Source organism: Paenirhodobacter sp., assembly GCF_050177655.1.
In the GTDB taxonomy this organism is placed as follows: domain Bacteria; phylum Pseudomonadota; class Alphaproteobacteria; order Rhodobacterales; family Rhodobacteraceae; genus Rhodobacter.
Window position 1 is genome coordinate 1 of sequence record NZ_JBFXGV010000053.1, and the last position, 24,883, is coordinate 24,883.

Sequence of the window (24,883 nt, forward strand, 5' to 3'; positions counted from 1 at the left end):
CCACATGCCGATGGAGCGTGGTTCGAGGGTGGTGGGCAAGAGCGACTCTTCGATGAGCGCAGTTCTTCCGGGCGAGAAATCTCCCGCCTTGTCGGCCATGGTCATGGCTGTCTCCTTGTTGCGATGTTGGGGTGTCGGCCTCTTGCGGGCCGTTTGGGGAGACGGGCCGCTAGCGCGCGGCCCGGATTGCTTCGCGGGCGGCCTCGGTCGCGGCCATGTCGACGGTCTCGGCCTCGAGATCGACGATCACGCCATAGACCTCGCGCGCGCGTTCGACCGAGCAGAACCCGTCGAGCACGTCGTCGAGCACCTTGCGGGCGGGGCGTTTGAGCGGGTCGCCATAGCCGCCGCCATTCGGGCTGTAATAGGTCATGACGTCCCCCGCCGCGACCGCGAGGCCGGAGAATTTCGACGGCATGTCCTTCACTTCACCGCCCTGGGCATTGTGGATCGTGCAGCGCCCGACCGCGCCCTCGGTGCCGCCGAAGATGCCCCAGGGCGCATCGGTGTGGCGCTCCGATTCATGGGTGATGAAGCCGGGCGTGAGCAGCCGCTGCGCCTTCACCACGCCGATGCCACCGCGGAACTCGCCCGCGCCGCAGGGCTCGTCGTCGCGCAGCTCATAGCGGTCGCAGATCATCGGGATATGCATCGCGAGGTCTTCGAGCGGGTTGTTGCGGGTGTTCGCCATCAGGTTGTCGATGCTGTCGGGCCCGTCCGAGCGCGGCCGCCCGCCATAGGCGCCCTCGTTCACCTCGAGGAACACCCAGTAATCGCCCGAGGGCCGCACGCCCGAATAGGCGGCAAAGCTGATCGAGGCGGAGGAGCCGGCGATCACCGTTTCCGGCATCACCGGGGCGAGCGCGTGGATGATCAGGTCGATCATCCGGTTGCACTGGGTGAAGCGCGCCTCGGCCGAGGCCGGGAACCGCGGGTTGTAGATCGAGCCCAAGGGCGCGGTCACCTTGATCGGGCGGAACGAGCCCTCGTTCGAGGGCACCCGCGCCTCGGAGGTGGCGACGTCGAGCAGGAGCTTGCGGAAGGCGGCATAGGCGGCGACCTTGGTCGAGCCCTCGAAGGGCACGTTATAGGCGGTGGGCGTCTGATCGGCCGAACCGGTGAGGTCGACCTCGAGCCCGTCGCCCGCCACCCGCACCGTGACCTTCACCTTGAGCTGCCGGTCGCGGTTGCGCCCGTCATCGTCGAGCCAGCCCTCGGCGCTGTATTCGCCGTCCGGGATCGACGCGATGCGCTGGCGCATCATCCGCTCGGCATAGTCCATCAGCTGATTGGCGGCGGTGAAGACCGTCTCCTCGCCGTATTTCTGCACGAGTTCGACGAAGCGCTTCGCGCCGAGCCGCGCCGAGGCGACCTGCGCCTCGATATCGGCGACGAGCTGCTGCGCGGCGCGCGAATTGCGGCGGATGTAGTTCCAGATCGCCTCGTTCGCCTCGCCCTTGCGATAAAGCTTCGTCCCCGCGAAGAGCATCCCCTCGGCAAAGACGTCGGGCACGTCGATGATCAGCCCCGGCGTCGCGGCACCGATATCGACATGGTGCGCGGTATTGCCGGCAAAGCCGATCAGCCGCCCCTCGAGGAACACCGGCACCACAATGGCGAGGTCGGGCGTGTGCGAGGCACCGTAATAAGGGTGGTTGTGCACCACCACGTCGCCCTCGTGCCAGGTGCCGTCTTCGAGCGTTTCCTCGATGCCGCGCAGATAGGCGGGGATCGAGCCGATGTGCATCGGCGTCGATTCCGACTCGCAAAGCGTGTTGTAATTGAGATCGAAGAGCCCCGCGCCCAGATCCTGGCTTTCGCGGATGATCGAGGAAAACGACATGCGATACAGCACATGGCCCATTTCCTCGGCGATGGTTTCCAGCGCGCCCCGGATCACCTGCAGCGAGATCGGATCGACTTCGAATGTGGTCTTGCTCATCTTGTTCATCTCAACCTCTCAGAGCGTCAGCGCGCGAACGCGGGTGTTGCCGTAGTCCAGCACCTCAGCGACATAGCCGGGCGGGACGAGGGTGGTGGAATCGTGCTGCACGAGGATCGCGGGGCCTTCCACGCGATCACCGGCAAAGAGCTTGCGCCGGTCGTAGCGGGGCGTTTCGAGCGTGCGGCCGTCGTCGAAGGTGGTGGGCCGCACGAACATCCGCGCGCGCTCGGGGCTGGTGCCATCGGTGCGCGCGATCGGCGGCACCTCCATGCGCCGCGCCGCGGCCGAACCGATGGCGCGCAGGGTGATCAGCTCGACCTCGGCCTTCGGATAGGCATAGCCGTAGTCGAGGTCGTGGCGCGCGTGGAAGCTCTCGATCACCTGCGCCTTGTTCGCCTCGGTCAGCGCGCCCTCGGGCATCTCGGCGCGCAGCTCGAAGCCCTGCCCGGCATAGCGGCATTCGGCGACGATCTCGATCATCTGAGCATCCCGCGCGATACCGTCGGCATCAAGCTCCCCCTGCACCCGTTCGCGCAGCGCCGCGGCGATGGCGTTGACGCGGTCGAGCGCGCCCTGCCCGGCCTTCGTGAGTTCGAGGATCACCGCATCGGTGTGCTCATAGCGCAGATCGCTCTTCAGCAGGCCGACGGCCGCGGTGATGCCCGGCGCCACCGGCACGATCACATCCTTCGCGCTCATCGCCTCGGCCAGCGCCACGCCATGCAGCGGCCCCGCGCCGCCGAAGGGCATGATCGAGAAGTCGCGCGGATCCATGCCGCGCGCGACCGAATTCGAACGGATCGCAAGCGCCATGTTGTTGTTGATGATGCGGATGATCCCCAGCGCCGCCTCGGTCACACTGAGCCCGAGCGGGATCGCGATCTTTTCCTCGACCGCCTTGCGCGCGAGCGCGGCGTCGAGCTGCAGATCGCCGCCAAGCGCCATGTCCGGGTCGAGCCGGCCCAGCACCACCTGCGCATCGGTCACCGTGGGCTCCACGCCGCCGCGGCCATAACAGGCCGGCCCCGGCTCGGACCCCGCCGAGCGCGGGCCGACCTGAAAACCGCCCGCCTCGTCGATATAGGCGACCGAACCGCCGCCCGCGCCGATCGTCACCATGTCGATCATCGGCGCCAGCACCGGGTGCCCCGAAACGAAAGTGTCGCGCGGGTTCATCACCTTCACCGCGCCGCCCGGAATGGTCGAGATATCGGCCGAGGTGCCGCCGATATCGACGGTGATGATATTGGGCGCGCCCGCCATCGTGCCCTCCGACGCGCCGCCGATCACGCCACCGGCCGGGCCCGACATCAGGATGTGGATCGGCCGGCGTGCACAGGCGTCGACGGTGGACACGCCGCCGTTCGACTGCATGATGCGCAGCTTCGAGTGGATGCCCGCCGATTGCAGCCGGGCTTCGAGGTCGCGCAGATAGAAGGCGGTCTTCGGCCCGACATAGGAATTCATCGCCGCGGTCGAGAAGCGCTCGTATTCGCGGATCACCTTCGCCACTTCGGAGGACAGCGTGACATAGGCCTCGGGCATTTCCTCGAGCACGATCTCCTTCGCGCGGCGCTCATGCGCATCGTTGAGGAAGGAGAACATGAAGCCGATCACCACCGAATGGATCCCGCGCTTGCGGAACAGCGCACAGGCCGCGCGCACCGCCTCCTCGTCGAGCGGCACGTCGATCTCGCCCGAGGGCACGGCGATGCGTTCGCGCACGGCGATGCGGTTGCGGCGTTTGACCAGCGGCTGGCTCTGCCAGGGCACGTCGAAATGCAGCGAGAAGTTCGAGGGCCGCTTGTGGCGCCCGATATGCAGGATTTCGCGAAACCCCTCGGTCGTCAGCATGCCGCATTCCGAGCCGTTGTGCTCGATCGTGATATTGGTCGCGGTGGTGGTGCCGTGCACGACGGTCTCGATCGCCTGCGGCGCGATGCCCGCGCGGCGGCAGATCTCCAGCACGCCCTCGACCACGCCGATCGACTGGTTCTTCAGCGTCGTGGGCACCTTGTGATAGAAGATGCCCGCCTCGCATTCCAGCACGAGATCCGTGTTGGTGCCGCCGACATCCACGCCAATCCTGGTCATTGGTCTCTCCTGTTGCGTGCCGGTCTGGCGCCGGCTCTGAAAGGGAAGGCCCGCAGGCAGCACCCGCGGGCCGGTCGGTCATTCGGCCGCGATCGCCTGCTTGCCGAGGGTTTCGATATAGGACACGCAGGTGTCGACACTTTCCACATCGGCGAATTTGGCGTCGATGTCGAAGAGGTTGTAATCGACGACGCCCGGCACCCGGTCACCGATGCATTCACGCACCGCGATGGTGCGGAAGCCGTCGGCGAGCCCGTCGCAAAGCGTGGTGCGCACGCAGGCGCAGGCGGTCACGCCGGTCACCAGGATCGTGTCGACCCCCGCCGAACGCAGGATGCCGCCCAGCCCGGTGCCGTGGAAGGCCGAGGCGCGCTTTTTCAGAAGCGTATATTCGCCCTCGACCGGCGCGATGCGGCTGTCGATCGCCCAGAGCTCCTTGTCCTTCAGGTTCACCACGTCGATCGGGATCTTGTTGTGCCACAGGCCCATGTCGGTGAAGGGCGCGTCGCGGTCGGTGATCTCATAGGCGGTGGTGACATGCACGACCGGCAGCTTCGCGGCGCGGAAGGCCGTCAGCAGGCGCTGCATGCCGGGGATGATTTCCTCATCCATCTTGTCCTGATCGCAGGTGAAAGGGTTGCCCGGGCGCGTCCAGGCATTGGCGAGGTCGACGCTGACCAGCGCCGGGCGCTTGCCGAAGCCGACGCGGCGCTGGAAGCCGCGCTCCTGGTAAAGCTTGGTCGCCGCGGCGAATGCCTGCTTGAGCAGGCGGTCGAGTTCCTTGGGGTCGAGGTCGCTCATCTGTCTCTCCTGTCTTCGGGGCTTCGCGCCCCGGCTGAGCCTTGGCGGAAGCACCCGCCTGCCCCCAATTTCCACACTGGACCCGATGGAATGAATTGGTATGTTCCCAATTGTTATTGCGCAATTTGCATCAATACCCCCATGAGCACCGATCTCGGCTTCGAACTGATCCATTCCTTCGTCGTCGTGGCGGAGGAGCTGAACTTCCGCCGCAGCGCGGAACGGTTGAACATCGACCAGTCGGCGCTCACCCGCCGCATTCAGAAACTCGAACAATCGCTGGGATTTAAGCTCTTCGAGCGGACCACGCGCGAGGTTTCCCTCACGCCCGCCGGAATGAGCTATTTCCGCGACAACGCGCAGCTCGTCGCGCAGCACGAGATCGCGGTGCAGACCGCGCGCCGGGTCGCGCAGGGCAAGGCGGGGCATCTGAGAATCGGCTATATGGCGTTTGCGGCGACCGAATTGATGCCGCAGGCGGTGGCGCGTTTTCGCCGCCATGCCCCCGAAATCGACGTCTCGCTGCGCTACATCAGCACGCAAAAGCAAAAGCTTGCGCTGGCCCATGACGAGATCGACGTGGGCTATCTGATCGGCCCGTTCGAGCACCCCGATTTCCACAGCGTGCTCCTGTCGTCGGAGCTGCTCTATGTGGTCACGCCGCGCAACCACGAACTGCTGCGGCGCTATTCGATCACGCCGCAGGATCTGGCCGGGCAGAGGATCATCCTCGGCGACCGCCGCGACTGGGAGGAATATCGCTGGCGGCTGACCGAAATGCTCAGCTACGAGGGGATCACGCTGAACGTCGAGCTCGAGGCCTCGACGACGCTGGCGCTGATCGGGCTGGTGGCGGCGGGGCTCGGCGTCACGATCTACCCCGAAAGCCTGATCGGCTTTCTCGGCAAGAGCGTCGAGACGCGGCCGATCATCCACCCGAATTTCCGCAGCCGTACGGTGCTGGCCTGGCGGCGCTCGAACCGCTCGGAGCAGGTGCGCAGCTTCGTCGAGATCGCCAAGACCCTGCCCCCGCTGCGCTGAGCGCGGCCGCGATCGGATCGAAGCCAAGGCACCGGCCCAAACGCCCCGGGGACAGGATCCCGTCAGGCGATCCCGTTGCAGGAAAAGACAGGGCAGACGGATAGGGGCATCGACAGGCGGCGCCATCTGAATTATCTATAATTCATGAAACACACCCCGGAAGAAACCCAGTCCGCGCGCATCGCCCGTGCCCTCGCCGACCGCATCATCTCGGGCGAGATCCCGCCCGGCACCCGGCTGCGGCAGGACCACATCGCCACCGAGTTCGGCGCGAGCCATGTCCCCGTGCGCGAGGCCTTCCGCGAGTTGCAGACCCAGGGCCTGGCCGAAAGCGAACCGCGGCGCGGCTTTCGCGTCACCGACTTCGACGTGACCGAGCTGCGCGAAGTGGCCGAGATGCGCTCCAGCCTCGAAAGCCTCGCGCTGCGCCATGCCGCCGCCAACCTGACGCGCAGTATTCTTCAGGAAGCGGAAGAGGTTACGCGCCACGGAGACAGCGCCGACACGGTCCGCGACTGGGAGGCGGCGAACCGCCATTTCCACCGGCTGATCCTCGCGCCCTGTCGGATGCCGCGACTGCTGCGGACGATCGACGACCTGCAGGCGGCAAGCGCCCGCTTCCTTTTCGCCGCCTGGCGCCGGGACTGGGAGGCGCGCACCGACCACGATCACCGCGCCATTCTGGACGCCCTGCGCAAGGGCCAGACCGAGCTCGCCTGCGCCACGCTCGCGCGCCATGTGGGCTGGATCGGCAAGCGCAAGACCTCGGCCAAAAATGCTGACCCGCGAGAGACTTACGAGATTCCGGGATAATTATCTATAATCCAGATTGCCACATCCGCACTGCGCCGCCGTAATTATAGATAGATTCGATGCCTATCTTCGGAGGACAGACCCATGGCATTTCTCGACCCCTCCCTGCCCCGTGCCGCAGCGCTCGGACGTGGCCTCGGGCTCGCGCTCGGCGGCGCGCTGCTGATCACCCTCGGCGCCAAGGTGCAGATCCCGTTCTGGCCGGTGCCGATGACGCTGCATTCGCTGGCGGTGTTCTTCGTCGCCGCGACCCTTGGCCCGCGGCTCGGACTGGCGGCGATGGCGGCCTATCTCGGGGCGGGCGCGCTGGGGCTGCCGGTGTTCTCGGGCACGCCCGAACGCGGCATCGGGCTGGCCTATATGGTCGGGCCGACGGGCGGCTACCTCGCGGGCTACCTCGTCGCGGCCGGGCTGAGCGGCGGGCTGGCGCAGGGCCGCGGGATGATCGGGCGCTTCCTGGCGATGGCCGCGGGGCTTGCCGTGGTCTATGCCGCGGGCCTCGCCTGGCTCGCGCTTTACGTCCCGGCGCCGAAGCTGCTCGCCGCGGGTTTCACCCCCTTCATCCTCGGCGATCTGGTCAAGCTCGCGCTGGCCTCGGGCCTCGCCGGCGGGCTCGCGCGCCTCACGGGACGCGTGCAATGATCCGCACCGACTGGACCATGGCGGAGGCGCGGGCGCTCCACGCCCTGCCCTTCCCCGAGCTGATCCACCGCGCCCAGACGCTGCACCGCGCGTATTTCGACCCGACCGCGATCGAGACGGCGAGCCTGCTCAGCATCAAGACCGGCGGCTGCCCCGAGGATTGCGGCTATTGCGCGCAATCGGCCCATCACGAGACCGGGGTGACGGCCACGAAGCTGATGGACAGCGCCGCGGTTCTGGCCGCCGCGCGGCGCGCCAAGGCCGCCGGCGCGCAGCGGTTCTGCATGGGCGCCGCCTGGCGCAGCCCCAAGGACCGCGACATGGACAAGCTTTGCGACATGGTGCGGGGCGTCGCCGATCTCGGGCTCGAGACCTGCATGACGCTCGGCATGCTCAGCCCCGATCAGGTCGCACGGCTGAAGGCGGCGGGGCTCGACTTCTACAACCACAACATCGACACCTCGCCCGCCTATTACGCGCAGATCGCCAGCACCCGGACGATGGAGGACCGCCTCGACACCGTCGCGCAGGTCCGCAAGGGTGGCATCAAGGTCTGCTGCGGCGGCATTCTGGGCATGGGCGAGGCCGAAGAGGACCGCATCGCCATGCTGGTGACGCTGGCGACATTGCCCGCCCATCCCGACAGCGTGCCGGTGAACCTCTGGAACGAGATCGAGGGCGTGCCGGTGCAGGGCCGCGCGCAGCCGGTCGATCCCATCGCGCTGGTGCGCACGGTCGCGCTGGCGCGGATCCTGATGCCCGCCTCGGTCGTGCGCCTCTCGGCCGGGCGCACGGGGATGAGCGACGAGCTGCAGGCGCTGTGCTTCCTGGCCGGGGCGAATTCGATCTTCGTCGGCGATCAGCTGCTGACCACCGACAACCCGGCGGCCTGGAAGGATCAGGATCTGCTGGCGCGGCTTGGTCTGCATGTCGCGCCCGCGCAGCCCCGCGCCCGGGAGGCGGCGGAATAGGCGAGATCGGGCCCGGGCGGGAGACCCCGCCCGGGCGCGCGGGCAGATCAGTCCGGGAAGATACCGGGCGAGGTTTCCGCCCCGTCGTCGAACTGCGCCAGATAGTCGAGGATCACCGGGCGGTTCACCGCGAAGCCCTTGTATTCGGCCAGCTCGTCGGGCAGGTCGCGCAGCACGCGATGCAGCCGCCGGCCCCATTTCGGCACCGTCGCGATATCCTCGAGCGAGCAGAGGTAGCAGCGGATCGGGAAGGCGATCGCGTTCGAGCGCGGCAGCCGCCACAGCGTCTGCAGCTCGACGCGCAGATATTGCTTCGAGCCGACCGTCGCCGGGGTGATCGTGCGCTTTTCCGGGCCCCATTTGTGGTAGTTCTCGGGCGAGGTATCAAGCCGCGGGTTCACCGTCATCGTCCAGTTCAGCCGCCGCGAGGGCGCACCCTGCTGCAGGTTCAGAAGGAACTTCAGCGCACGCTGGAACACGCCCATCTCATGCGCCTTCGGCACCGGCGCGTGCCATTCGAAAAAGTTCATGCCGATGTCGAAATCGAGCGACCAGTCGGCCTGCGACGTCACCATGCCGGCATCCATCCAGAGGTTGCCGTCGCGCTGATCGAGGAGCGCGTGATCGCCCTGCGTCTGGCGGGTGATGTATTCCATCGGCCCGCAGGGCAGCGTGGTCGCGTCGAGGAAGGTGAAGCGCTGCTCGATGCCCAGCGGGCGGTTGATCCAGTGCCAGCGGTCACCGTCGCGGTTGAGCGTGAAAAGCTCCGGGTAATCCTCGGCCTTGGAGGTCATCACCAGTTCGAGGAAATCCCAGCCGGCAAGCTCCATATGCGGCAGCGACTGGCAGCGCAGCGGGTCTTCGGCGAGGGTGATCGCCCGGTCGCGCATCTCGGCGACGTAATGCTCATCGACGTCGAAACGTTTCTCGAAGGGCGATCCGGCCTTGCCGCCCGCATGCGGCTCCAGGTTGACCGAATACATGTAGCTGTCCTGGTCGAAGGGGAACGGGAAGCGCCGGATCCCCTCGGGCGAGTTGTGGAAAGTGTAGTCGTCGCGGAAGGTTTCGTCGTGGAACTGGATGGTCATCCGTGCCTCCTAGAGGTCGAGAACGAGGGTTTCGCCCTTGAAACGCGAAACGCAGGGCATGATTTTTTCCTGGCTTGCGTGTTCTTCGTCGCTCAGCCAGTGGTCGTGGTGCTCGATCGTGCCGTGGCAGGATTTCACCCCGGTCTCGCAACGGCCGCAGGCGCCGCCGCGGCACATCCATTCGACCTCGACCTCGGCCGCCTCCAGCGCCTCGAGCAGGCTCTGATGCGGTTCGACGGTGATCTTGCGGCCCGATTTCGCGAGCGTGACCTCGAAGGGCGCGCCGGGCGGCGGCGCCATGAAGACCTCCGAATGCAGCGCCGATTTCGGCCAGCCGAGCCGTGCGCCGGTCTCGGCCACGGCCTCGATCAGCCCCTCGGGGCCGCAGGTATAGACATGGGTGCCAAGCGGCTGATTGCCGAGCACGGCGCCCAGATCCATCCGGTTGCCCTCTTCCGAGATATGCACATGCACCTGCGGCGAGGCGGGCAGCAGGGCAAGCGCGGCGGCCTCGGCGCGGCTCCGCGCGGCGTAATGCAGCTCGAAGGGCATCTGCAGGCGCGCGAGCTGTTTGAGCTGCGCGAGGAACGGCGTGATGCCGATGCCGCCGCCGATCAGCACATGCTTCTTCGCGCGCAGATCGAGGGAAAACAGGTTCACCGGGGCGGAAATGCGCATCAGATCGCCCTCGGCGACCTGCGTGTGCATGAATTTCGAGCCGCCGCGACCGCCGTCCTCGCGCCGCACCGCGATCTCATAGCCCGAACCGTCGAGCGGATCGGAGATCAGCGAATAGGCGTTGCGGCGCAGAACGCCGGCATCCGGCATTTCCACGACGACATGCGCGCCGCCAGAGAAAAGCGGCAGCACCGCGCCCTCCGGGTCTTCGAACCGGAACCGGGTGACGAGGGGCGAGAGTTTCTCGATCGCGCTCACGCGCAGCATGCGGCTGGTCATGGTTTGATCTCCTGCACTTCGGGCACGATGCCGGGGGTTTCGGCATCGACGCAGACGCCCTGGAAGGCGCCGAGGCGGCGCGAGAAATGGTCGCGCACGAAGAGGGTGAGGCCGCAATGCGCGCAGACGAAGGGGTCGGTCGTGACATTCTCGGTCACGCCCTTGCAGTGGACGCATTGCATCCGGCGCGCGATCGTGCCGCGGTGCTCGGTCTGGATCGCCTCGGGCGGCAGGCCGGTGGCAAGCGCCTCGGCCACGGCCTGACCGATCATCCCCTCGGAACCGGCGAGGTAAAGCTGCGTGCCCATCCGGGCATCGGCCAGCGCCTTGCGATAACGCTCGATCGCGGAGGCATAGCTCGGCGCCTCGCGATACATCTTCGCGCCAAGCGCGGCGAGGCGGGGGCCGGCGTCATGGCCCGCGGGAATGTAGATCAGATGCGCGAGATCCAGCACCGAGGCATCCTGGGCGGCGAGGTCAAGGATCGCCTCGGCGCCCGGCCCTTCGGCAAGGATGATCGCGGGGGTGGCGCCCTGCGGGGTAAGCCCGGAATAGACCGGACGCGACGTGATCGAAGGGGAGAATTCGGTGCGCGGCATGGCATGCTTCCTGTTGGGTCTGGGCGGGGCGATCTGATGCCGCCCCTGCCCGTTTCGCGTCAGCCCTTGGCGGTGCGGCGCTTCTTGTCGATGTCGAAGAAGGGCATCGGCGAGGTCACCGCGCCGATCGTGCCGGCCTCGGTGCTCTCGACGGTGAGGGGCATGCCCTCGACCGCGCAATCGACCGGCAGGCGGGCGATGGCGACGGTCCAGTCGTTGAGCGGCGAATACATCGCCTGGGTCACGACGCCGATCTTGACGCCGTCCTTCAGCACCGGCGCGCCGTTCTCCGGCGGCACCTTGCCCTCGAGCTTGAGGCCCCAGATCTTGAAGCGCTCCTTGCCCTTGAGGCGGTAATGCTCCTCGGCGCCGCGGAAACCGGTCTTGCCGGGCGAGACGGTGAAATCGAGGCCCAGCTCCCAGAGCGTGTCGCCGCAGGGCTCATCCTCGAACGGATACATTTCCGAATTGTCGTAGGGGAAGAAGAGCAGATAGCTCTCGGTCCGCAGCAGGTCGAGCGTGGTGAAGCGGCAGGGGATGATGCCCATCGCCGCGCCCTCTTCGAGGATGCGGTCCCAGACCATCGGCGCGTCCTGGCCGCGCACGAACAGCTCATAGCCGCGCTCGCCGGTGTAGCCGGTGCGCGAGATCATCGCCGGCACGCCGAAAAGCGAGGTGCCCATGTGGCTGAAATAATTCAGATTACGGATGCCCGGCACGTATTTCTCGAGGAAATCGACCGCCAAAGGCCCCTGCAGCGAGAGGTCATGCAGATTGTCGTCGAAGCGGATCGAGACGTCGCGGCCACTCGCGGCCATCGTCAGCTGCTCGAAGCCCTGGCCCGAGCCATGCACGACCATGAAGGCGTTCGGCCCGGTGCGGTAGATCACGCAGTCGTCGACGAACTTGCCCGCGTCGTTGAGCATGCAGGCGTAAACGGCGCGCCCCGGCATCAGCTTTTCGACGTTGCGCGTGGTGGCGCGGTCGATGACGTGCGACGCCGCCGGCCCGGTGATATGGACCTTCTTCAGGCCCGAGACATCCATCAACCCGGCCTTCGTCCGGATCGCCATGTATTCGGCGAGCGGATCGCCGTCGTAGGACCAGGCGGTGCCCATCCCGCTCCAGTCTTCCAGCGCGGAGCCGAGCGCGCGGTGCCGGTCGGCCAGCGTCGAAAATCTCCAAGATGCGGTCATGTTCGTTTCCTTGTCCTGTCAGTCGTTGGGGGAGCCGCGGGCGCAATCGCCCGCGGCGGTCAGGCTCAGTGCCCGGCCTTTTTCGCCGCCTCATAGGCGTGCTTCTCATGGCGCCAGCCGAGGATCACGGCGACAAGCACGCAGAGGTAGCAAAGCGCGATCCAGAAGAATTCCGAATTGCCGTAGCCCGCGTAGATCGCCCCGGTGATGCCGTCCCAGCTATGGGTGGTGAAAGGTGCTTCCATGATGGTTTCCTTTTCAGATCAGTGGCTTATTCGGCCGGGGTGACGGTGGGATGGAGCGCTTCGGGATAGGCCTCGGCGGGAACCTTGGTCTTGTCGAGGCCGAGGATCTCGGCTTCGGCCGGCACCCGCAGCTGGCCGATCGCCTTGAGGAAGAGCGAGAGCCCGTAGCCCGGGATGAAGCCGAGCGCGATCATCACCAGCGCGCCGACGAGCTGCCCGACGAAGGAGGTGTCGACGGTGCTCGCCCCCGACAGCGCCGGGTAGCCCTGCGCCGCGATGCCGACGACGATCACGCCCCAGAAGCCGAGATACATGTGCACCGCCACCGCGCCGACCGCGTCGTCGATCTTCATCTTCTCGACGAAGGAGGAGACGAAGGGCATCGTCGCCGCGCCGAAGAAGCCGATCGCGAAGGCCATCGGCGGATACCACAGATCAAGCCCCGCCGCGCAGGAGATGATGCCGCCAAGCGCGCCGGACATCATCCAGAACGGATCGCGGGTGATCATCCAGGCCCCGATGATGCCGCCGGCCATGCCCATCAGCGTGTTGAAGGTCATGCCCGAAAGGGTCATCGGCGTGCCGTAGATCGTGTTGAACGAGGAAGTCGACCAGGACCAGGCCTCGCCCGGGACGATCACGCAGCCCATCAGGAAGCCCCAGAAACCGGCGATGATCAGCATCAGGCCGACCAGCGTCATCGGCATCGAGTGGCCGGGGATCGCATTCGCGGTGCCGTCGGCGTTGAACTTGCCGATGCGCGGCCCGAGGTTGATGACCACGCCCAGCGTGAAGGCGCCGGCGATCAGGTGCACGACACCGGCGGCGCCGAAGTCATGATAGCCGAACTTGGTGACCAGCCAGCCATCCGCATGCCAGCCCCAGGCGGCAGCGAGGATCCAGATGAAACCGCCGAGCACCGTCGCGAGAACGACGAAGCCGGTCAGACGGATGCGCTCGATCAGCGCGCCCGAGAGGATCGAGGCGGTGGTCGCCGCGAACATCACGAAGGCGCCCCAGAACACGCCGTTCGACCGGTCGTCGAGGTTCGGCCCCATCAGCGCCGACCAGGGCGCAGCGACTGCATTCGCATAGTCGAAACCGGAGATGCCGGCCGGCCCCGCGGAAAGGTCGAAGCCCGTCGGGAAGGCCCAGTAGATCCACCAGCCGGCGAAGTAGAAGAAGGGCACGATCATCGCGAAGGCGAGGATGTTCTTGATGCCCGAGGCCAGCGCGTTCTTCGAGCGCGAGGCGCCCATCTCATAGGCGAGGAACCCGACATGGATCAGCACCATGAGCGGGATCGTGAGAAAGTAGAAGGTTTCGGAGAAGGTGGTGCCGGTGGCGGCCGCCTTCGCCTTCAGTTCGGCGACTGTCGCCGCCAGAGTTGCCAAGTCCTGTTCCACGTCCAAAACTCCCTGTTTTTTGTGGAAGGGGCTGTTTTTCCCCGTTTTTTTGCCTCCCACCCCGGTTTCCCGGGGGCCTTCGGCCGGGTCTCCCGTCCCGGCCCCGCGCCCTTACGAGCGCGGACGTTCCTTTTTCGGGTCGTAATGCGGGAAGGGCGCGACGCGCGCCGCGATCCGCTTCAGATGCCCGTCGAGCTTGCCGATCTCGACCGCGGTGCCGGGTTCGGCATGGGCGACGTCGATGCGGGCAAGCGCGATCCACTGGTTGGTGCGGGGGCTGTGCATCGCCGAGCAGACCTCGCCCACCTGGGCGCGCCCGATCCGGAGGCAATCGCCATGATAGACCGGCTCCTGCCCCTCGATCTTGAGGCCGACAAATTTGCGCGCGGGGGTTTCCTTGCGGCGCAGAAGCGCGTCGCGCCCGACGAAATCGGCGGTTTTCGATTTCAGCGGCACGGTGAAGCCGATGCCCGCCTCATAGGGATCAGTCTGGTCCGAGAAATCGTAGCCCGCGAAGACCAGCCCCGCCTCGATCCGGCACAGGTCGAGGCCGGCGAGCCCCATCGGCTTGATGCCGTATCTGGCACCGGTGCCGAAGACCGCCTCGAACACGGTTTTCCCGTGTTTCGGATGGCAGAAGATCTCATAGCCAAGCTCGCCGGTGTAGCCGGTGCGCGACACCACCACCGGCACCCCCTCGGGCCCGCCGATCCGGCCCACGGTGAAGCGGAACCAGCCGAGATCGGCCAGCGCGGGCTGATGCGGCGCGGTCCAGATGATCTCGCACATCAGCTCGCGCGAGCGCGGCCCCTGCACGGCGAGATTGTGCATCTGATCGGTCGAGGAGCGGATCATCACGTTGAGGCCGAGGCGCTCGGCCTCCTCGCGCATCCAGACGCCGCCCTCGTCCGAGCCGCCGATCCAGCGGAAGTTCTGCGCGCCGAGCCGGAACAGCGTGCCGTCGTCGATCATGCCGCCATGCGGGTAGCACATCGCCGAATAGACGACCTGGCCATGGCCGAGCTTCGTCACGTCGCGGGTCAGCACCCAGTTCATCAGCGCCTCGGCGTCGGGGCCGGTCACCTCGAACTTGCGCAGCGCGGACAGATCCATCGCGACTACGCCCTCGCGCGCGGCCCAGTAGCTTTCCACCGGATCGCATTCGGGGAAGGAATTCGGCAGCCAGAAGCCGCGGTATTCGACGAAATCGCGGGTCAGCGCGGCGAAATTCTCGTGGAAGGCGCTCTCGCGCGTCATGATCGGCTCCGCGTCGGGGGTTGGGCGCCAGGCCGAGGCGCGCGAGAACCGCTCGCCCGCGCCATAGCTGCGCACATGGATGTCGGTGAGATCCCAGCCATTGGCCGAGGACGTGTCGTCCGGGCAGGCCGACGACACGCAGACGAGATCGGTCAGCGCGCGCATCAGCACATAGTCGCCCGGCCGCGACCAGGGCTCGTCCGCGACCAGCACGCCATGCGCGTCGATCCCGGTGTTGAAGAAGAAATTCGCCGCCATCCAGCCCGCGCGCGGGGTCACGCCATGGCCGGCGAGCGCGGTGTTGAAATTGTCGGAGCAGTTCGCATGGCCCGGATAGCCGATCTCGTCGTAATATTTTGACGAACAGGCCATGGCAAAGGCGTCGTGGCGCCCGCAGGTATCCTGGATCACCTCGACGAGCGGGGTGAAATCGTCGTCGTAATATTTCGCATGCAGCCCCGGGTTCGGATAGGCATGGCCCATCAGCGTGCGGGTGGTGGTGACGTCGAGCGGCTTTTGCAGCCCGCGGTCAAGCTTGCGCGCGTCGAAGCACTGGAAATCGGTGCATTGCCGGCCGTCGACGTCGATGATCTGGATGAACTCGCCCGCCTTCACGACATAGGCCTCGGCGGTGGCCGATTTCACCCGCAGGTCGAGCAGCGGATCGGCAAGCGGATCGGGCAGCGCGAAGCGTCCCGCGGGGCGCGCCGTGGCGCGAGTGATCTTTACGGTGAGCGGGGTCGCGGTGTCCTGCGCCTCGAAATCCATCGCGCCGCCCGGGGCGCAGACGATGGCGAAGCCCGGCCCCTGCGCGGCAAAGCTCACCGCCTCTCCGGCGCGGGAGGCCGCGCCGAAAAGGCCGATCGCCTGCGCCTGCGCGACGTCGATCTGGCGCAGCTCAAGCGCGCGGCGCAGTTTTGAAAGCGAGGCCTCGCCCGAGGCGAGCAGCGCGCGCAGCCCCTCCGCCGGCACGTCGCCGCGCCAGCCGAGCAGCCCGCAATCCACCCGCCCGTCGGGATGGGCGGCGACGAGTTCGCAGCGCTGGCCGCCCTCGTCATTCACCACCTCGATCCGGTCGCCGACTGAGAGCGTGACGACCAGCGCGCCGCCGCCGCGGACCTGGTGGCGCTCCTCGGCGGGGCCGAGCCCATAGGCCGCCGGCCGGCGCAGCCGCGTCGCCTGCGGCGGACCCGCGCGAAAGAGAGTGTCGGGAGGCAGAAGCATCCGATCGTTCCTTGAAAGCGAAAAAGCGGGGGGCCGAGGCCCCCCGACAGGGGAGGGACGCTCAGTTCGCCAGATAGGCTTCCATCGAGTCGTCGAGCGCATCTTTCCACGGCGTGTGATGCGTCGGCGCCATCGTGCCGGTGATGACCGACTTGTAGGCGTGGTTGCGGAAGGTCATGATGTTTTCCGCCTTGTGGTGCTTCCATTCGAAGAAGGCCGCGCAGGCGCCGTCGACGTCGAAGGACGGGTAATCCGTCTCGGCGATCAGTTCCTTGACGTATTCGCCCTGGTATTTGATCGCGTATTTGACGTCGTCCGAGGCCTCCTCGCGTTCCTCGCGCTCGGCCACATCACTGATCAGCGCCTGCTTGTCGGCGGGCACCTCGATCCGGCCCAGGATGATGTCGCGGACATACCAGGCCTGGGCGTCGAACATGTTGAAGGTGAACCACTGGTCCTGCATGCCGAGGTAGAACATCTTCGGATTGTTGACGTAGACGACGCCCTTGTAGAGGTCGGCGGTCGCGAGCCGGTTCGCCGTCTTCAGCCGCAGGCTGTCGGGCAGGAACGGGAAGTAATGCTTGTAGCCGGTGCACAGGATGATCGAGTCGATATGCTTCGACGTGCCGTCCTTGAAATAGGCGGTCTTGCCCTCGACGCGGACGAGGCCCTGCTTTTCCTCCCAGTTGTCGGGCCATTTGAAGCCCATCGGCGCCGAGCGATAGCAGGAGGTGACCGTCTTCGCGCCGTATTTCCAGCATTGCGAACCGATGTCCTCGGCCGAATAGGAGGAGCCGACGATCAGCACATCCTGCCCCTCGAACTCGCGCGCGTCGCGGAAATCATGGGCGTGGACGATGCGGCCGTAGAACTGGTCGAACCCGGGGTATTCCGGCACGTTCGGCGAGGAGAAATGCCCCGAGGCGACGATCACGTGATCGAAGCGCTCCTTGTAGACATGGTCTTTCTCCATGTCGTGCACGGTGACGGTGAAATCCCCGGCCTCCTCGTCGAACTCGATCCAGCGCACCACGGTGTTGAAGCGGATCCAGCCGCGCACGCCGGCCTTGTTCACGCGGCCCTCGATATAGTCGACCATCACCGCGCGCGGCGGGTAGGAGGCGATCTGCTTGCCGAAATGTTCCTCGAAGGAATAATCGGCGAATTCGAGCCCCTCCTTCGGACCGTTGGTCCAGAGGTAGCGATACATCGAGCCGTGGATCGGCTCGCCGTTCTTGTCGGTGCCGGTGCGCCAGCTGTAGTTCCAAAGCCCGCCCCAGGTCTCCTGCTTCTCGAAGCAGACGATCTCGGGGATCTCGGCGCCTTTCTGCGCGGCGGACTGGAAGGCGCGGAGCTGGGCAAGGCCCGAGGGGCCGGCACCGATGATGGCAACACGTTTGGTCATGGTAGTCTCCCTGTTCGATCCGGTTTGGACCAGATTGTGCAACTGGTTCCTTCGGCATGAACCAATAAGGGCGACTCACACTCCTGCGGGTCAACAATTTTTCCTGTGCGGAATATTCCTTCACCGCATTTTTCGGCATTCCAGCCTGTTGAAAAAGGGCTATAGATCAAAATATGAGCAGAACGTCATTCGCACAGCGTCTCGCGGTAACTGGTTCCCTGCCCCGACTCGGGGTGCGAACGCGCGCGCCGGTGCGGATCGGCTTTCTCACGCCGCTCTCCGGACCGGAGGAATCCTGGGGCCGCCCCGGCCTCGACGGCTGCCGGCTCTGGGCGGAGGGACTCAATGCGCGCGGCGGGCTGATGGTGGGCGGGCGGCGCTACCCGATCGAGATCGTGGCGCGCGATTCCGCCGCCTCTCCCACCGCCACCCGCGAGGCCGCGCGCGAGCTGGTCGAGCGGCTCGGCTGCCGGCTGATCCTGACGCTCGGCGGCGACAGCTTCGCCCCCGCCCTGCCCTGGCTGATGGCGCAGAAGGTGCTGGTGGCGACGCTGCTGCCCTCGGACCTCTCGCCCGACACCCCCTATCTGATCGCGCCGGCCGAGGTGCATCCGCTCTTCAACGTGACCGGGGTCGAGTGGCTGGCGCAGCACCGCCCCGCCGCGCGGCGCGTCGCGCTTTGCTCGCAGACCGACCGGCTCGGCCTGCCCTCGCTCGCCGTCTATCGCGCCGCCTTCGAGGTCGCCGGGCGCGAGATGATCCGCGAGATCCGCTATGCGCCCGAGGAAACCGACGCCGCGGGGATCGTGCGCGCGATGCTCGCCGACGACCCCGACGTGCTCTGCTGGTGCTCCTCCGCCCCGCCGATGATGCGCGCGCTGACCGAGGCGGCGCATGCGCAAGGCTTCACCGGCGAGATCCTCGCCTGCACCGCCGACGATTACCCGCAGATGATCGCGCGAACCTCGCCCGAGTTCATGGCGCGTTATACCTTTCAGTTCCCCGACTTCGACGATCCGGCGCTCGCCGACACCGCGTTTTTCTTCCGCCGGCCCGAGGCGTTCTTTGCCGCCTATAACGAGCGTTTCCCCGGCGAATGGACGGCGGTGAGCTGGGAATATGCCTCGATCCTCGATCTCTGGCATGCCGCGGTCGAAAGCGCGGAGACGACCGAACCGGCCACCGTGCTTGCCGCGATGAAGCGCTCCCAGGTGATGCCGCATGCCTTCGGCCCGGCGCGCTGGTGGGGGGGCGAGGTCTTCGGCATCGACAATGCGCTCGTCGGCGACTGGCCGGTGGTGCGGATCGAGGGCGGGCGCGCGAAGATCGTCGCCTTCGGTTCGGTGCTCGGCTGGCTCGAGGCGCATGGCCCCCGCCTTGCCCATCACCTCGAAGCGCTTGGCCAGATGTGGCACCAGCGCCTGCGCCCCGCGCCGCGCCGGCGCCGGATCAATCTTCCTGCATCAGGAGCTTCTGATCCTCGATCAGAGTGAGCTTCATGAATTCGCTCGCCGCCTCGATGTCGCGCGCCGCGATCGCGTTGAAAAGCGCGTTGTAGCCGCGCTGATAGGTGGCGATCCGGTTCGGCGTCAGGTGCCGGCGATACATCGCGCCGCGGAAACTTTGCCGCCGCGCGTCGATCACCAGCCCGTAACAGGCGATGAGCAGCGGATTGCCCGTGCCCTCGGCGATCTGGCGGTGGAATTCCTCCTCCAGCCGGACGAAGGCGCCGGCATCGGCCTGCACCGCCTCCATCTGCGAAAGCGTCTGGCCCAAGGCCTCGATCGCGCGCGGCGGCATGTTGATGATCGCGAGCCGCACCATCTCCGGCTCGAAGATCCCGCGCACGACCTGCAATTGCAAGGGCCCGGTCTCCGCCGCGACGGGCGAGGCCGCCGCCTGCCCGCCGTTCGGATCATAGGTCACGAAGGAGCCCGACCCCGCACGCCGCCGGATCATGCCGCGCTCCTCGAGCTGATCGAGCGCATCGCGCACCGTGTTGCGCGCGACGCCCAGATCCTGCGCGAGCTGGCGCTCGGAGGGGAGACGTTCATCGACACCATATTCCCCCGAAACGATGCGCGTGCTGAGCGTGTCGATCACATATTGCACCGTCGCACCGACGACGGGCTCGCCCTGAGGCGCGAGGAGGACACGGCCGGAAGGAGGGGGCACGGGAAATTCCTTGGTGCGAACTTGAACGGTCGGTCAAGGATAACGAGCCCCGCAGGGATAACCAAGATACAAAGCGCAGCAAGGGGCGCTGCCCGCTTATGCGGCTGCGCCGCAGTCTCCCCCGGAATGTTTCTGCCAAGAAGAAAGCAGCTTTTTCTTGGTCGAAATACTCCGGGGGGAGCGAAGCGGGGGGCAGCGCCCCCCTCGCGGGACGAGAAGGGCCCGGGCGTTCGCCGCAAGGCACCCGGCCCTTCGCTTGCGCTCCGGGCGTTCGCGCCTCGCACCGCTCCACTGGAGCGGCGCGTCTGCGGTTTACCGCAGACCGGCGCTCACCCCATCCGTTCCGAGGCATAGGAGCCGGGCGAGGCCGGGAAGACCACCGTCTTGTTGCCGTTCAGGAAGGCGCGGCGGTGGATATGGGCGTGGATCGCCCGCGCCAGCACCTGGCTTTCCACGTCGCGGCCAAGCGAGACATAGTCATCCGCCGATTGCGCATGGGTGACGCGGATCGTGTCCTGCTCGATGATCGGGCCCTCGTCGAGATCCGCCGTCACATAATGCGAGGTCGCGCCGATCAGCTTCACGCCGCGCTCATAGGCCTGCTTGTAGGGGTTCGCGCCCTTGAAGCTCGGCAGGAACGAATGGTGGATATTGATGATCCGCCCCGACATCTCGCGGCACATCTCATCCGACAGGATCTGCATGTAACGCGCCAGAACGATCAGCTCGGCCTTGGTGTCGCGCACGACCTGCATGATCGCGCCCTCGGCCTGCGGCTTGTTCTCCTTCGTCACCTTGATGCAGTGGAAGGGGATGTCGTGGTTCACCACAACCTTTTGATAATCCATGTGATTCGAGATCACCGCGACGATGTCGATCGGCAGCGCGCCGATCCGCCAACGATAGAGCAGGTCGTTCAGGCAATGGCCGAAGCGGCTCACCATGATGATGACCTTCATCTTCTCGGCTTCGTCATGGAATTTCGCGACCATGTCGAAGGCCTTGGCCGTCGCCGCGAATTCCTTCTCCAGCGCGGCGATGTCCTTGCCCTCCTGCGAGGCAAAGCTCACCCGCATGAAGAAGCGGCCGGTCAGGCTGTCGTCGAATTGCGAGCTGTCGGTGATGTTGCAGCCCTGCTCGGCGAGGTAGGTCGAGATCGCGGCGACGATGCCGCGCTTCGTCGGGCAGGTGACAGTGAGGCAGTACTGGGTCATTTCGGTCTCCCGTCGGTATGACTGTTGGTTCGGCCAAGGCCGGGATGCGCTCTCCCAAGCGCGGGTGAAGGTCTTTGATCTCAGGCGGTGAGCCCTTCGGGCTCGGGCAATCCATTGGCGCGGCAGCACGCCGTGAGCGTGTTCGCCAAAAGGCAGGCGATCGTCATCGGGCCGACGCCGCCCGGCACCGGGGTGATCGCTCCGGCGACCTCCACGGCCGAGGCGAAATCGACGTCGCCCACCAGCTTCTTCTTGCCGTCGCGCTCGATGCGGTTGATGCCGACGTCGATCACCGTCGCGCCCGGCTTCACCCAGTCGCCCGGGATCATCTCGGGCCGGCCCACGGCAGCGACCAGAATATCCGCACCGCGGCACACCGCGCCGAGGTCTTTCGTGCGCGAATGCGCGATCGTCACCGTGCAGCTGTCGCCGAGCAGCAGCTGCGCCATCGGCTTGCCGACGATGTTCGAGCGACCGACGACCACCGCATTGAGGCCACTGAGCGAGCCCAGATGATCGCGCAGCATCATCAGGCAGCCAAGCGGCGTGCAGGGCACCATCGCCTTCTGCCCGGTGCCGAGGAGGCCGACGTTCGAGATGTGAAACCCGTCGACGTCCTTCGCGGGGTCGATCGCGTTGATGACCAGATCGCTGTTCAGATGCGCCGGCAGCGGCAGCTGCACGAGGATGCCATGCACCGCCGGATCGGCGTTGAGCGTCGCGATCAGCGCGAGCAGCTCCGCCTCGGACGTCTCCGCCGGCAGCTTGTGCTCGAAGGAATTCATGCCGACCTCGACGGTCTGCTTGCCCTTGTTGCGGACATAGACCTCGGAGGCCGGGTCTTCGCCGACCAGCACCACCGCAAGACCCGGGGTGATCCCCTGCCCTTTCAGCGCCGCCACATGTTCGGCGACCTGCGCCCGAACCTTGGCCGCAAACGCCTTCCCGTCGATGATCGTCGCGGTCATTTCCCCGTTCCTTCAAGATGTTGCGCGGCGCTTTCCACCGCGTGCCAGAGCGCGCCGGCCAGCGTGCGCATGCCGATCAGCGCCAGCCGATCCTCGGCCCGGCGGATCACGAAAACCGTCATGTGATGCAGCCCGGTGCGGGTCGCCGAGCCCGGGCCGAAGCGGCCGAGATCGACGTTCACCAGCTTTTCGCAGAGCCGCTCGATCGGCGCGGCGCCGGCGGAGGAAACCACCTCGAGCGCGACGAAACCGTCGGTCTGCTCGGTCACCGAGCACTCGGGCGCGGCGAGTTTCACGGCCCGGGCGAAATCCTCCTCGGCGCGGTCCGCGCCCTCGAGCATCCATTGCCCGGGGCCGGTCCAGAAGGCGGCGATGCCGTTGCCGGCGTGCCAGAGCCCGGGGCCCGGCAGCGCGAGGCCCATCGGCACCGGCTGCGCGCCGCCACGCCGCAGCGCGAGCGAAGCAAGGCCGAGGCCCGCGTTCTCGGCGAGCGTGAGCGCGCCGATCTTCGTGATGCGCGCGGTCGAACCGCCGAGCGCGGGGATCGGGGACAGGTCAGTCACGGAGACGTCCTCCTTCGGGATCGACGAAATGGGTCGGGACCACGCGCAGCGCGATCTGCTGATTTTGCAAGGGGTTGGCCGCGGTGATGACCTCGCCCATCCGGGCGGCGCCATCGGTGAGGAAGCCAAGCCCGATCATCGAGCCGACATGCGGCGAATAGCAGGCGGAGGTGATCCAGCCCTGATCGGTCTCGGTCTTCTGCACGGCCCCTTGCGCGAAAAGGTGCGAACCGGCGGTGACCGGCTGGGCCGGATCGACCGGCTGCAGCCCGACGAGGACGCGGGTTTCGGCGAGCAGCCCTTCGCGCCGGCTCATCACCGCGCCGATCGCGTCCTTCTTCGTGGACACCATCTTGCCCATGCCAAGCATCTGCGCGGTGGTCTGGCCGTTCAGCTCATTGCCCGCGGCATGGCCCTTTTCGATGCGCAGAACGCCGAGCGCCTCGGTCCCGTAGGGGGTGGCGCCAAGATCGGCGCCAAGCTCGATCATCCGCGCCATCAGCGCATTGCCATAGCGCGCCGGCACCGCGATTTCATAGGCCAGTTCCCCCGAGAAGGAGATCCGGAAGAGCCGCGCCCGCAAGCCCCCGCAGACGGTGAGCTCGGAACAGGCCATGAAGGGGAAGGCCGCGTTCGAAAGGTCGAACCCGTCCACCACCCGTTCGAGCAGCTTGCGCGCGTTCGGCCCCGCGACCGAGATCTGCGCCCAGGCGTCGGTCGTCGAGATCAGCTGCACGTCGAGCTCGGGCCAGAGGCACTGGCGGCAGAATTCCATGTGGCGATAGACGGGGCCGGCCTGCGCCGTCGTCGTGGTGACGACGTAGTGATCCTCGCCGAGCCGCGCGCAGGTGCCGTCGTCATAGGCGTGGCCATCCTCGCGCAGCATCAGGCCATAGCGCACCATGCCGACCTTCAGCGAGGCCATGGCGTTGGCATAGACCCGGTTGAGGAATTCGCCCGCATCCGCGCCCTGCACATCGACCTTGCCGAGCGTGGTGACATCGCAAAGCCCGACGCCCGCGCGGGTGGCGAGTACCTCGCGATCGACGGTCTCGCGCCAGGTGGTCTCGCCCTTGCGGGGGAAATATTGCGCGCGCATCCACTGGCCGACCTCGACGAAGACGGCGCCCTGCGCGCTCGCCCATTCATGCGTCGGCGTCAGGCGGCGCGGGCGGAAATGGGTGCCGGTGTCGCCATTGCCCAGCGTCGAAAGTGCCACGCCGGTATAGGGCGGGCGGAAGATCGTGGTGCCCGTCTGCGGGATCGTCTTGCCGGTCAGTTCCGCCATCACGGCAAGCGCGGTGACGTTGGCGGTCTTGCCCTGATCGGTCGCCATGCCCAGCGTCGTCCAGCGTTTCAGATGCTCGACGGGACGCATGTTCTCCAGATGCGCGAGCTTGATGTCCTTCACGGTGACATCGTTCTGGAAATCGACCCAGGCGCGGCCCTTGCCCGGCACATGCCAGAAGGCGGCCTGGCGCTGCGGCGCATCCTCGGCGCGCGGCAGATCGGGCAGGCCTGCACTGATGCCCAGCTCGGCGAGCGCAGCCTGCGCCACTGCGGCACCCGAGGCGAGCGCAGCGGCGGTCGTCCCCTGCCCAGCGGCGGCGCCCGCGGCGGTGAGGCCCGGCACGGCGCCCGGTTCGGGCAGGAAGGCCTGCGCCGCGTCATCCCAGAGCGGCCGGCCGCGGTGATGCGAGGCGAGATGCACGTTCGGGTTCCAGCCACCGGCGACGCCGAGCGCGCCGACCTCGAGCCAGCTCGTCTGCCCCTCGCGGGTGACGGCGATGCGTTCTAAGCCCAAGCGCCCCTTCGCGTCGCTGACCACCGCGCCCGCGAAAAGCGGATATTTGCCAAGGGCTTTCGCATCGGCGCGGGTGTCGATCACGCCGGCGATGGTGACGCCTTTCGCGCTCAGATCGAGCGCGGTGCGGTGGCCGTCGTCACCGCTGGTGAAGATCGCGACGGTCTGCGCGGGGCTCACCGCCCAGCGGTTCGCATAGGCGCGCATCGCGCCGGCGAGCATGATCCCCGGCCGGTCGTTGTTGGCGAAGGGGATGTGCCGCTCGGTCGCGCCGGCGGCAAGCACGGTGCGCTTCGCGGTGATCCGCCAGAGCGTCTGGCGCACAGAATTGCCCGGCTCGGCGAGGTGGTCGGAGACGCGCTCGACCGCGCCGAAGATGCCGTGGTCGAAGGCGCCGAAAACGGTGGTGCGGCGCATCACGCGCAGGTTCGGCAGGCTGGCGAATTCGGCCTCGACCGAGGCGACCCAGTCCATC

General features: G+C 66.9%; 21 protein-coding genes. 5 read left to right on the forward strand and 16 right to left on the reverse strand.

Annotation, left to right across the window (positions count from 1 at the left end):
- Positions 1–169: 169 nt before the first annotated feature.
- The 3 genes from AB7U46_RS15300 to AB7U46_RS15310 all read right to left on the reverse strand — a co-directional run bounded on the left by AB7U46_RS15300 (position 170) and on the right by AB7U46_RS15310 (position 4,840).
- Complete coding sequence (locus AB7U46_RS15300; RefSeq protein ID WP_428337848.1) at positions 170–1,942, reverse strand: hydantoinase B/oxoprolinase family protein; 1,773 nt, start codon at positions 1,940–1,942, stop codon at positions 170–172.
- An 18-nt stretch (positions 1,943–1,960) separates the two neighbouring features.
- Complete coding sequence (locus AB7U46_RS15305) at positions 1,961–4,039, reverse strand: hydantoinase/oxoprolinase family protein (protein WP_428337849.1); 2,079 nt, start codon at positions 4,037–4,039, stop codon at positions 1,961–1,963.
- Positions 4,040–4,117: 78 nt separating this feature from the next.
- A complete protein-coding gene (locus AB7U46_RS15310; RefSeq protein WP_428337850.1) occupies positions 4,118–4,840 on the reverse strand; it encodes an isochorismatase family protein in 723 nt (240 codons plus the stop codon).
- Positions 4,841–4,981: 141 nt separating this feature from the next.
- Here AB7U46_RS15310 and AB7U46_RS15315 point away from each other — a divergent pair, with 141 nt between their 5' ends.
- The 4 genes from AB7U46_RS15315 to bioB all read left to right on the forward strand — a co-directional run bounded on the left by AB7U46_RS15315 (position 4,982) and on the right by bioB (position 8,307).
- Positions 4,982–5,881 (forward strand): LysR family transcriptional regulator, encoded by a 900-nt coding sequence (locus tag AB7U46_RS15315; RefSeq protein WP_428337851.1) that lies wholly within the window; start codon positions 4,982–4,984, stop codon positions 5,879–5,881.
- A gap of 144 nt (positions 5,882–6,025) precedes the next feature.
- Positions 6,026–6,694: a GntR family transcriptional regulator gene (locus AB7U46_RS15320; protein WP_428337852.1), complete on the forward strand. Its 669-nt coding sequence runs from the start codon at positions 6,026–6,028 to the stop codon at positions 6,692–6,694.
- An 84-nt stretch (positions 6,695–6,778) separates the two neighbouring features.
- Positions 6,779–7,336: a biotin transporter BioY gene (locus AB7U46_RS15325; protein WP_428337853.1), complete on the forward strand. Its 558-nt coding sequence runs from the start codon at positions 6,779–6,781 to the stop codon at positions 7,334–7,336.
- Complete coding sequence (gene bioB / locus AB7U46_RS15330) at positions 7,333–8,307, forward strand: biotin synthase BioB (RefSeq protein WP_428337854.1); 975 nt, start codon at positions 7,333–7,335, stop codon at positions 8,305–8,307. Before AB7U46_RS15325 ends, bioB begins: the two co-directional genes overlap by 4 nt.
- 47 nt (positions 8,308–8,354) lie before the next feature.
- Here the strand turns inward: bioB and AB7U46_RS15335 are convergent, their stop codons facing one another.
- The 8 genes from AB7U46_RS15335 to AB7U46_RS15370 form a co-directional block, all read right to left on the reverse strand.
- A complete protein-coding gene (locus tag AB7U46_RS15335) occupies positions 8,355–9,395 on the reverse strand; it encodes a heme-dependent oxidative N-demethylase family protein (protein WP_428337855.1) in 1,041 nt (346 codons plus the stop codon).
- 9 nt (positions 9,396–9,404) lie between these two features.
- Complete coding sequence (locus AB7U46_RS15340; protein WP_428337856.1) at positions 9,405–10,352, reverse strand: PDR/VanB family oxidoreductase; 948 nt, start codon at positions 10,350–10,352, stop codon at positions 9,405–9,407.
- On the reverse strand, positions 10,349–10,951 hold the full coding sequence (locus tag AB7U46_RS15345; RefSeq protein ID WP_428337857.1) for a dimethylamine monooxygenase subunit DmmA family protein: 603 nt from the start codon (positions 10,949–10,951) through the stop codon (positions 10,349–10,351). The genes AB7U46_RS15340 and AB7U46_RS15345 overlap by 4 nt, the downstream gene beginning before the upstream one ends.
- A gap of 59 nt (positions 10,952–11,010) precedes the next feature.
- The gene (locus AB7U46_RS15350) at positions 11,011–12,147 is read right to left on the reverse strand and encodes an aminomethyltransferase family protein (protein WP_428337858.1); all 1,137 of its coding nucleotides are present in this window, start codon (positions 12,145–12,147) and stop codon (positions 11,011–11,013) included.
- A gap of 65 nt (positions 12,148–12,212) precedes the next feature.
- Entirely contained in the window at positions 12,213–12,392 is a 180-nt protein-coding gene (locus AB7U46_RS15355) for a hypothetical protein (protein WP_428337859.1), read from the reverse strand.
- Between the two features lie 26 nt (positions 12,393–12,418).
- On the reverse strand, positions 12,419–13,798 hold the full coding sequence (locus AB7U46_RS15360) for an ammonium transporter (RefSeq protein ID WP_428337860.1): 1,380 nt from the start codon (positions 13,796–13,798) through the stop codon (positions 12,419–12,421).
- A gap of 111 nt (positions 13,799–13,909) precedes the next feature.
- On the reverse strand, positions 13,910–16,279 hold the full coding sequence (locus AB7U46_RS15365) for a DUF1989 domain-containing protein (protein WP_428337861.1): 2,370 nt from the start codon (positions 16,277–16,279) through the stop codon (positions 13,910–13,912).
- 61 nt (positions 16,280–16,340) lie between these two features.
- Positions 16,341–17,684, reverse strand: a complete 1,344-nt coding sequence (locus tag AB7U46_RS15370; RefSeq protein ID WP_428337862.1) for an NAD(P)-binding domain-containing protein — start codon at positions 17,682–17,684, stop codon at positions 16,341–16,343.
- Positions 17,685–17,857: 173 nt separating this feature from the next.
- Here AB7U46_RS15370 and AB7U46_RS15375 point away from each other — a divergent pair, with 173 nt between their 5' ends.
- The gene (locus AB7U46_RS15375) at positions 17,858–19,177 is read left to right on the forward strand and encodes an ABC transporter substrate-binding protein (protein WP_428337863.1); all 1,320 of its coding nucleotides are present in this window, start codon (positions 17,858–17,860) and stop codon (positions 19,175–19,177) included.
- Here AB7U46_RS15375 and AB7U46_RS15380 read toward each other — a convergent pair.
- From AB7U46_RS15380 to AB7U46_RS15400, 5 genes are all read right to left on the reverse strand, one after another.
- Positions 19,134–19,859 (reverse strand): FadR/GntR family transcriptional regulator, encoded by a 726-nt coding sequence (locus AB7U46_RS15380; RefSeq protein ID WP_428337864.1) that lies wholly within the window; start codon positions 19,857–19,859, stop codon positions 19,134–19,136. The two genes, AB7U46_RS15375 and AB7U46_RS15380, sit on opposite strands and share 44 nt — an antisense overlap.
- A 329-nt stretch (positions 19,860–20,188) precedes the next feature.
- Entirely contained in the window at positions 20,189–21,073 is an 885-nt protein-coding gene (purU, locus tag AB7U46_RS15385; protein WP_428337865.1) for a formyltetrahydrofolate deformylase, read from the reverse strand.
- Positions 21,074–21,153: 80 nt separating this feature from the next.
- Positions 21,154–22,041, reverse strand: a complete 888-nt coding sequence (gene folD, locus AB7U46_RS15390) for a bifunctional methylenetetrahydrofolate dehydrogenase/methenyltetrahydrofolate cyclohydrolase FolD (protein ID WP_428337866.1) — start codon at positions 22,039–22,041, stop codon at positions 21,154–21,156.
- Positions 22,038–22,604 carry a sarcosine oxidase subunit gamma gene (locus AB7U46_RS15395; protein WP_428337867.1) on the reverse strand — a complete coding sequence of 189 codons (567 nt, stop codon included), beginning with the start codon at positions 22,602–22,604 and terminating at the stop codon, positions 22,038–22,040. The genes folD and AB7U46_RS15395 overlap by 4 nt, the downstream gene beginning before the upstream one ends.
- A partial coding sequence (locus tag AB7U46_RS15400) for a glycine cleavage T C-terminal barrel domain-containing protein (protein ID WP_428337868.1) occupies positions 22,597–24,883 on the reverse strand: 2,287 nt, incomplete at its 5' end. The genes AB7U46_RS15395 and AB7U46_RS15400, both read right to left, overlap by 8 nt.

Excerpts from the sequence above, each read along its gene's own strand:
- AB7U46_RS15370 (WP_428337862.1), bottom strand. The coding sequence starts at position 17,684 with ATGACCAAACGTGTTGCCATCATCGGTGCCGGCCCCTCGGGCCTTGCC.
- purU (WP_428337865.1), bottom strand. The coding sequence starts at position 21,073 with ATGACCCAGTACTGCCTCACTGTCACCTGCCCGACGAAGCGCGGCATC.
- folD (WP_428337866.1), bottom strand. The coding sequence starts at position 22,041 with ATGACCGCGACGATCATCGACGGGAAGGCGTTTGCGGCCAAGGTTCGG.
- AB7U46_RS15345 (WP_428337857.1), bottom strand. The coding sequence starts at position 10,951 with ATGCCGCGCACCGAATTCTCCCCTTCGATCACGTCGCGTCCGGTCTAT.
- AB7U46_RS15325 (WP_428337853.1), top strand. The coding sequence starts at position 6,779 with ATGGCATTTCTCGACCCCTCCCTGCCCCGTGCCGCAGCGCTCGGACGT.
- AB7U46_RS15350 (WP_428337858.1), bottom strand. The coding sequence starts at position 12,147 with ATGACCGCATCTTGGAGATTTTCGACGCTGGCCGACCGGCACCGCGCG.
- AB7U46_RS15340 (WP_428337856.1), bottom strand. The coding sequence starts at position 10,352 with ATGACCAGCCGCATGCTGCGCGTGAGCGCGATCGAGAAACTCTCGCCC.
- AB7U46_RS15305 (WP_428337849.1), bottom strand. The coding sequence starts at position 4,039 with ATGACCAGGATTGGCGTGGATGTCGGCGGCACCAACACGGATCTCGTG.
- AB7U46_RS15375 (WP_428337863.1), top strand. The coding sequence starts at position 17,858 with ATGAGCAGAACGTCATTCGCACAGCGTCTCGCGGTAACTGGTTCCCTG.
- AB7U46_RS15320 (WP_428337852.1), top strand. The coding sequence starts at position 6,026 with ATGAAACACACCCCGGAAGAAACCCAGTCCGCGCGCATCGCCCGTGCC.
- AB7U46_RS15355 (WP_428337859.1), bottom strand. The coding sequence starts at position 12,392 with ATGGAAGCACCTTTCACCACCCATAGCTGGGACGGCATCACCGGGGCG.
- AB7U46_RS15310 (WP_428337850.1), bottom strand. The coding sequence starts at position 4,840 with ATGAGCGACCTCGACCCCAAGGAACTCGACCGCCTGCTCAAGCAGGCA.
- AB7U46_RS15335 (WP_428337855.1), bottom strand. The coding sequence starts at position 9,395 with ATGACCATCCAGTTCCACGACGAAACCTTCCGCGACGACTACACTTTC.
- AB7U46_RS15315 (WP_428337851.1), top strand. The coding sequence starts at position 4,982 with ATGAGCACCGATCTCGGCTTCGAACTGATCCATTCCTTCGTCGTCGTG.
- AB7U46_RS15365 (WP_428337861.1), bottom strand. The coding sequence starts at position 16,279 with ATGCTTCTGCCTCCCGACACTCTCTTTCGCGCGGGTCCGCCGCAGGCG.
- AB7U46_RS15300 (WP_428337848.1), bottom strand. The coding sequence starts at position 1,942 with ATGAGCAAGACCACATTCGAAGTCGATCCGATCTCGCTGCAGGTGATC.
- bioB (WP_428337854.1), top strand. The coding sequence starts at position 7,333 with ATGATCCGCACCGACTGGACCATGGCGGAGGCGCGGGCGCTCCACGCC.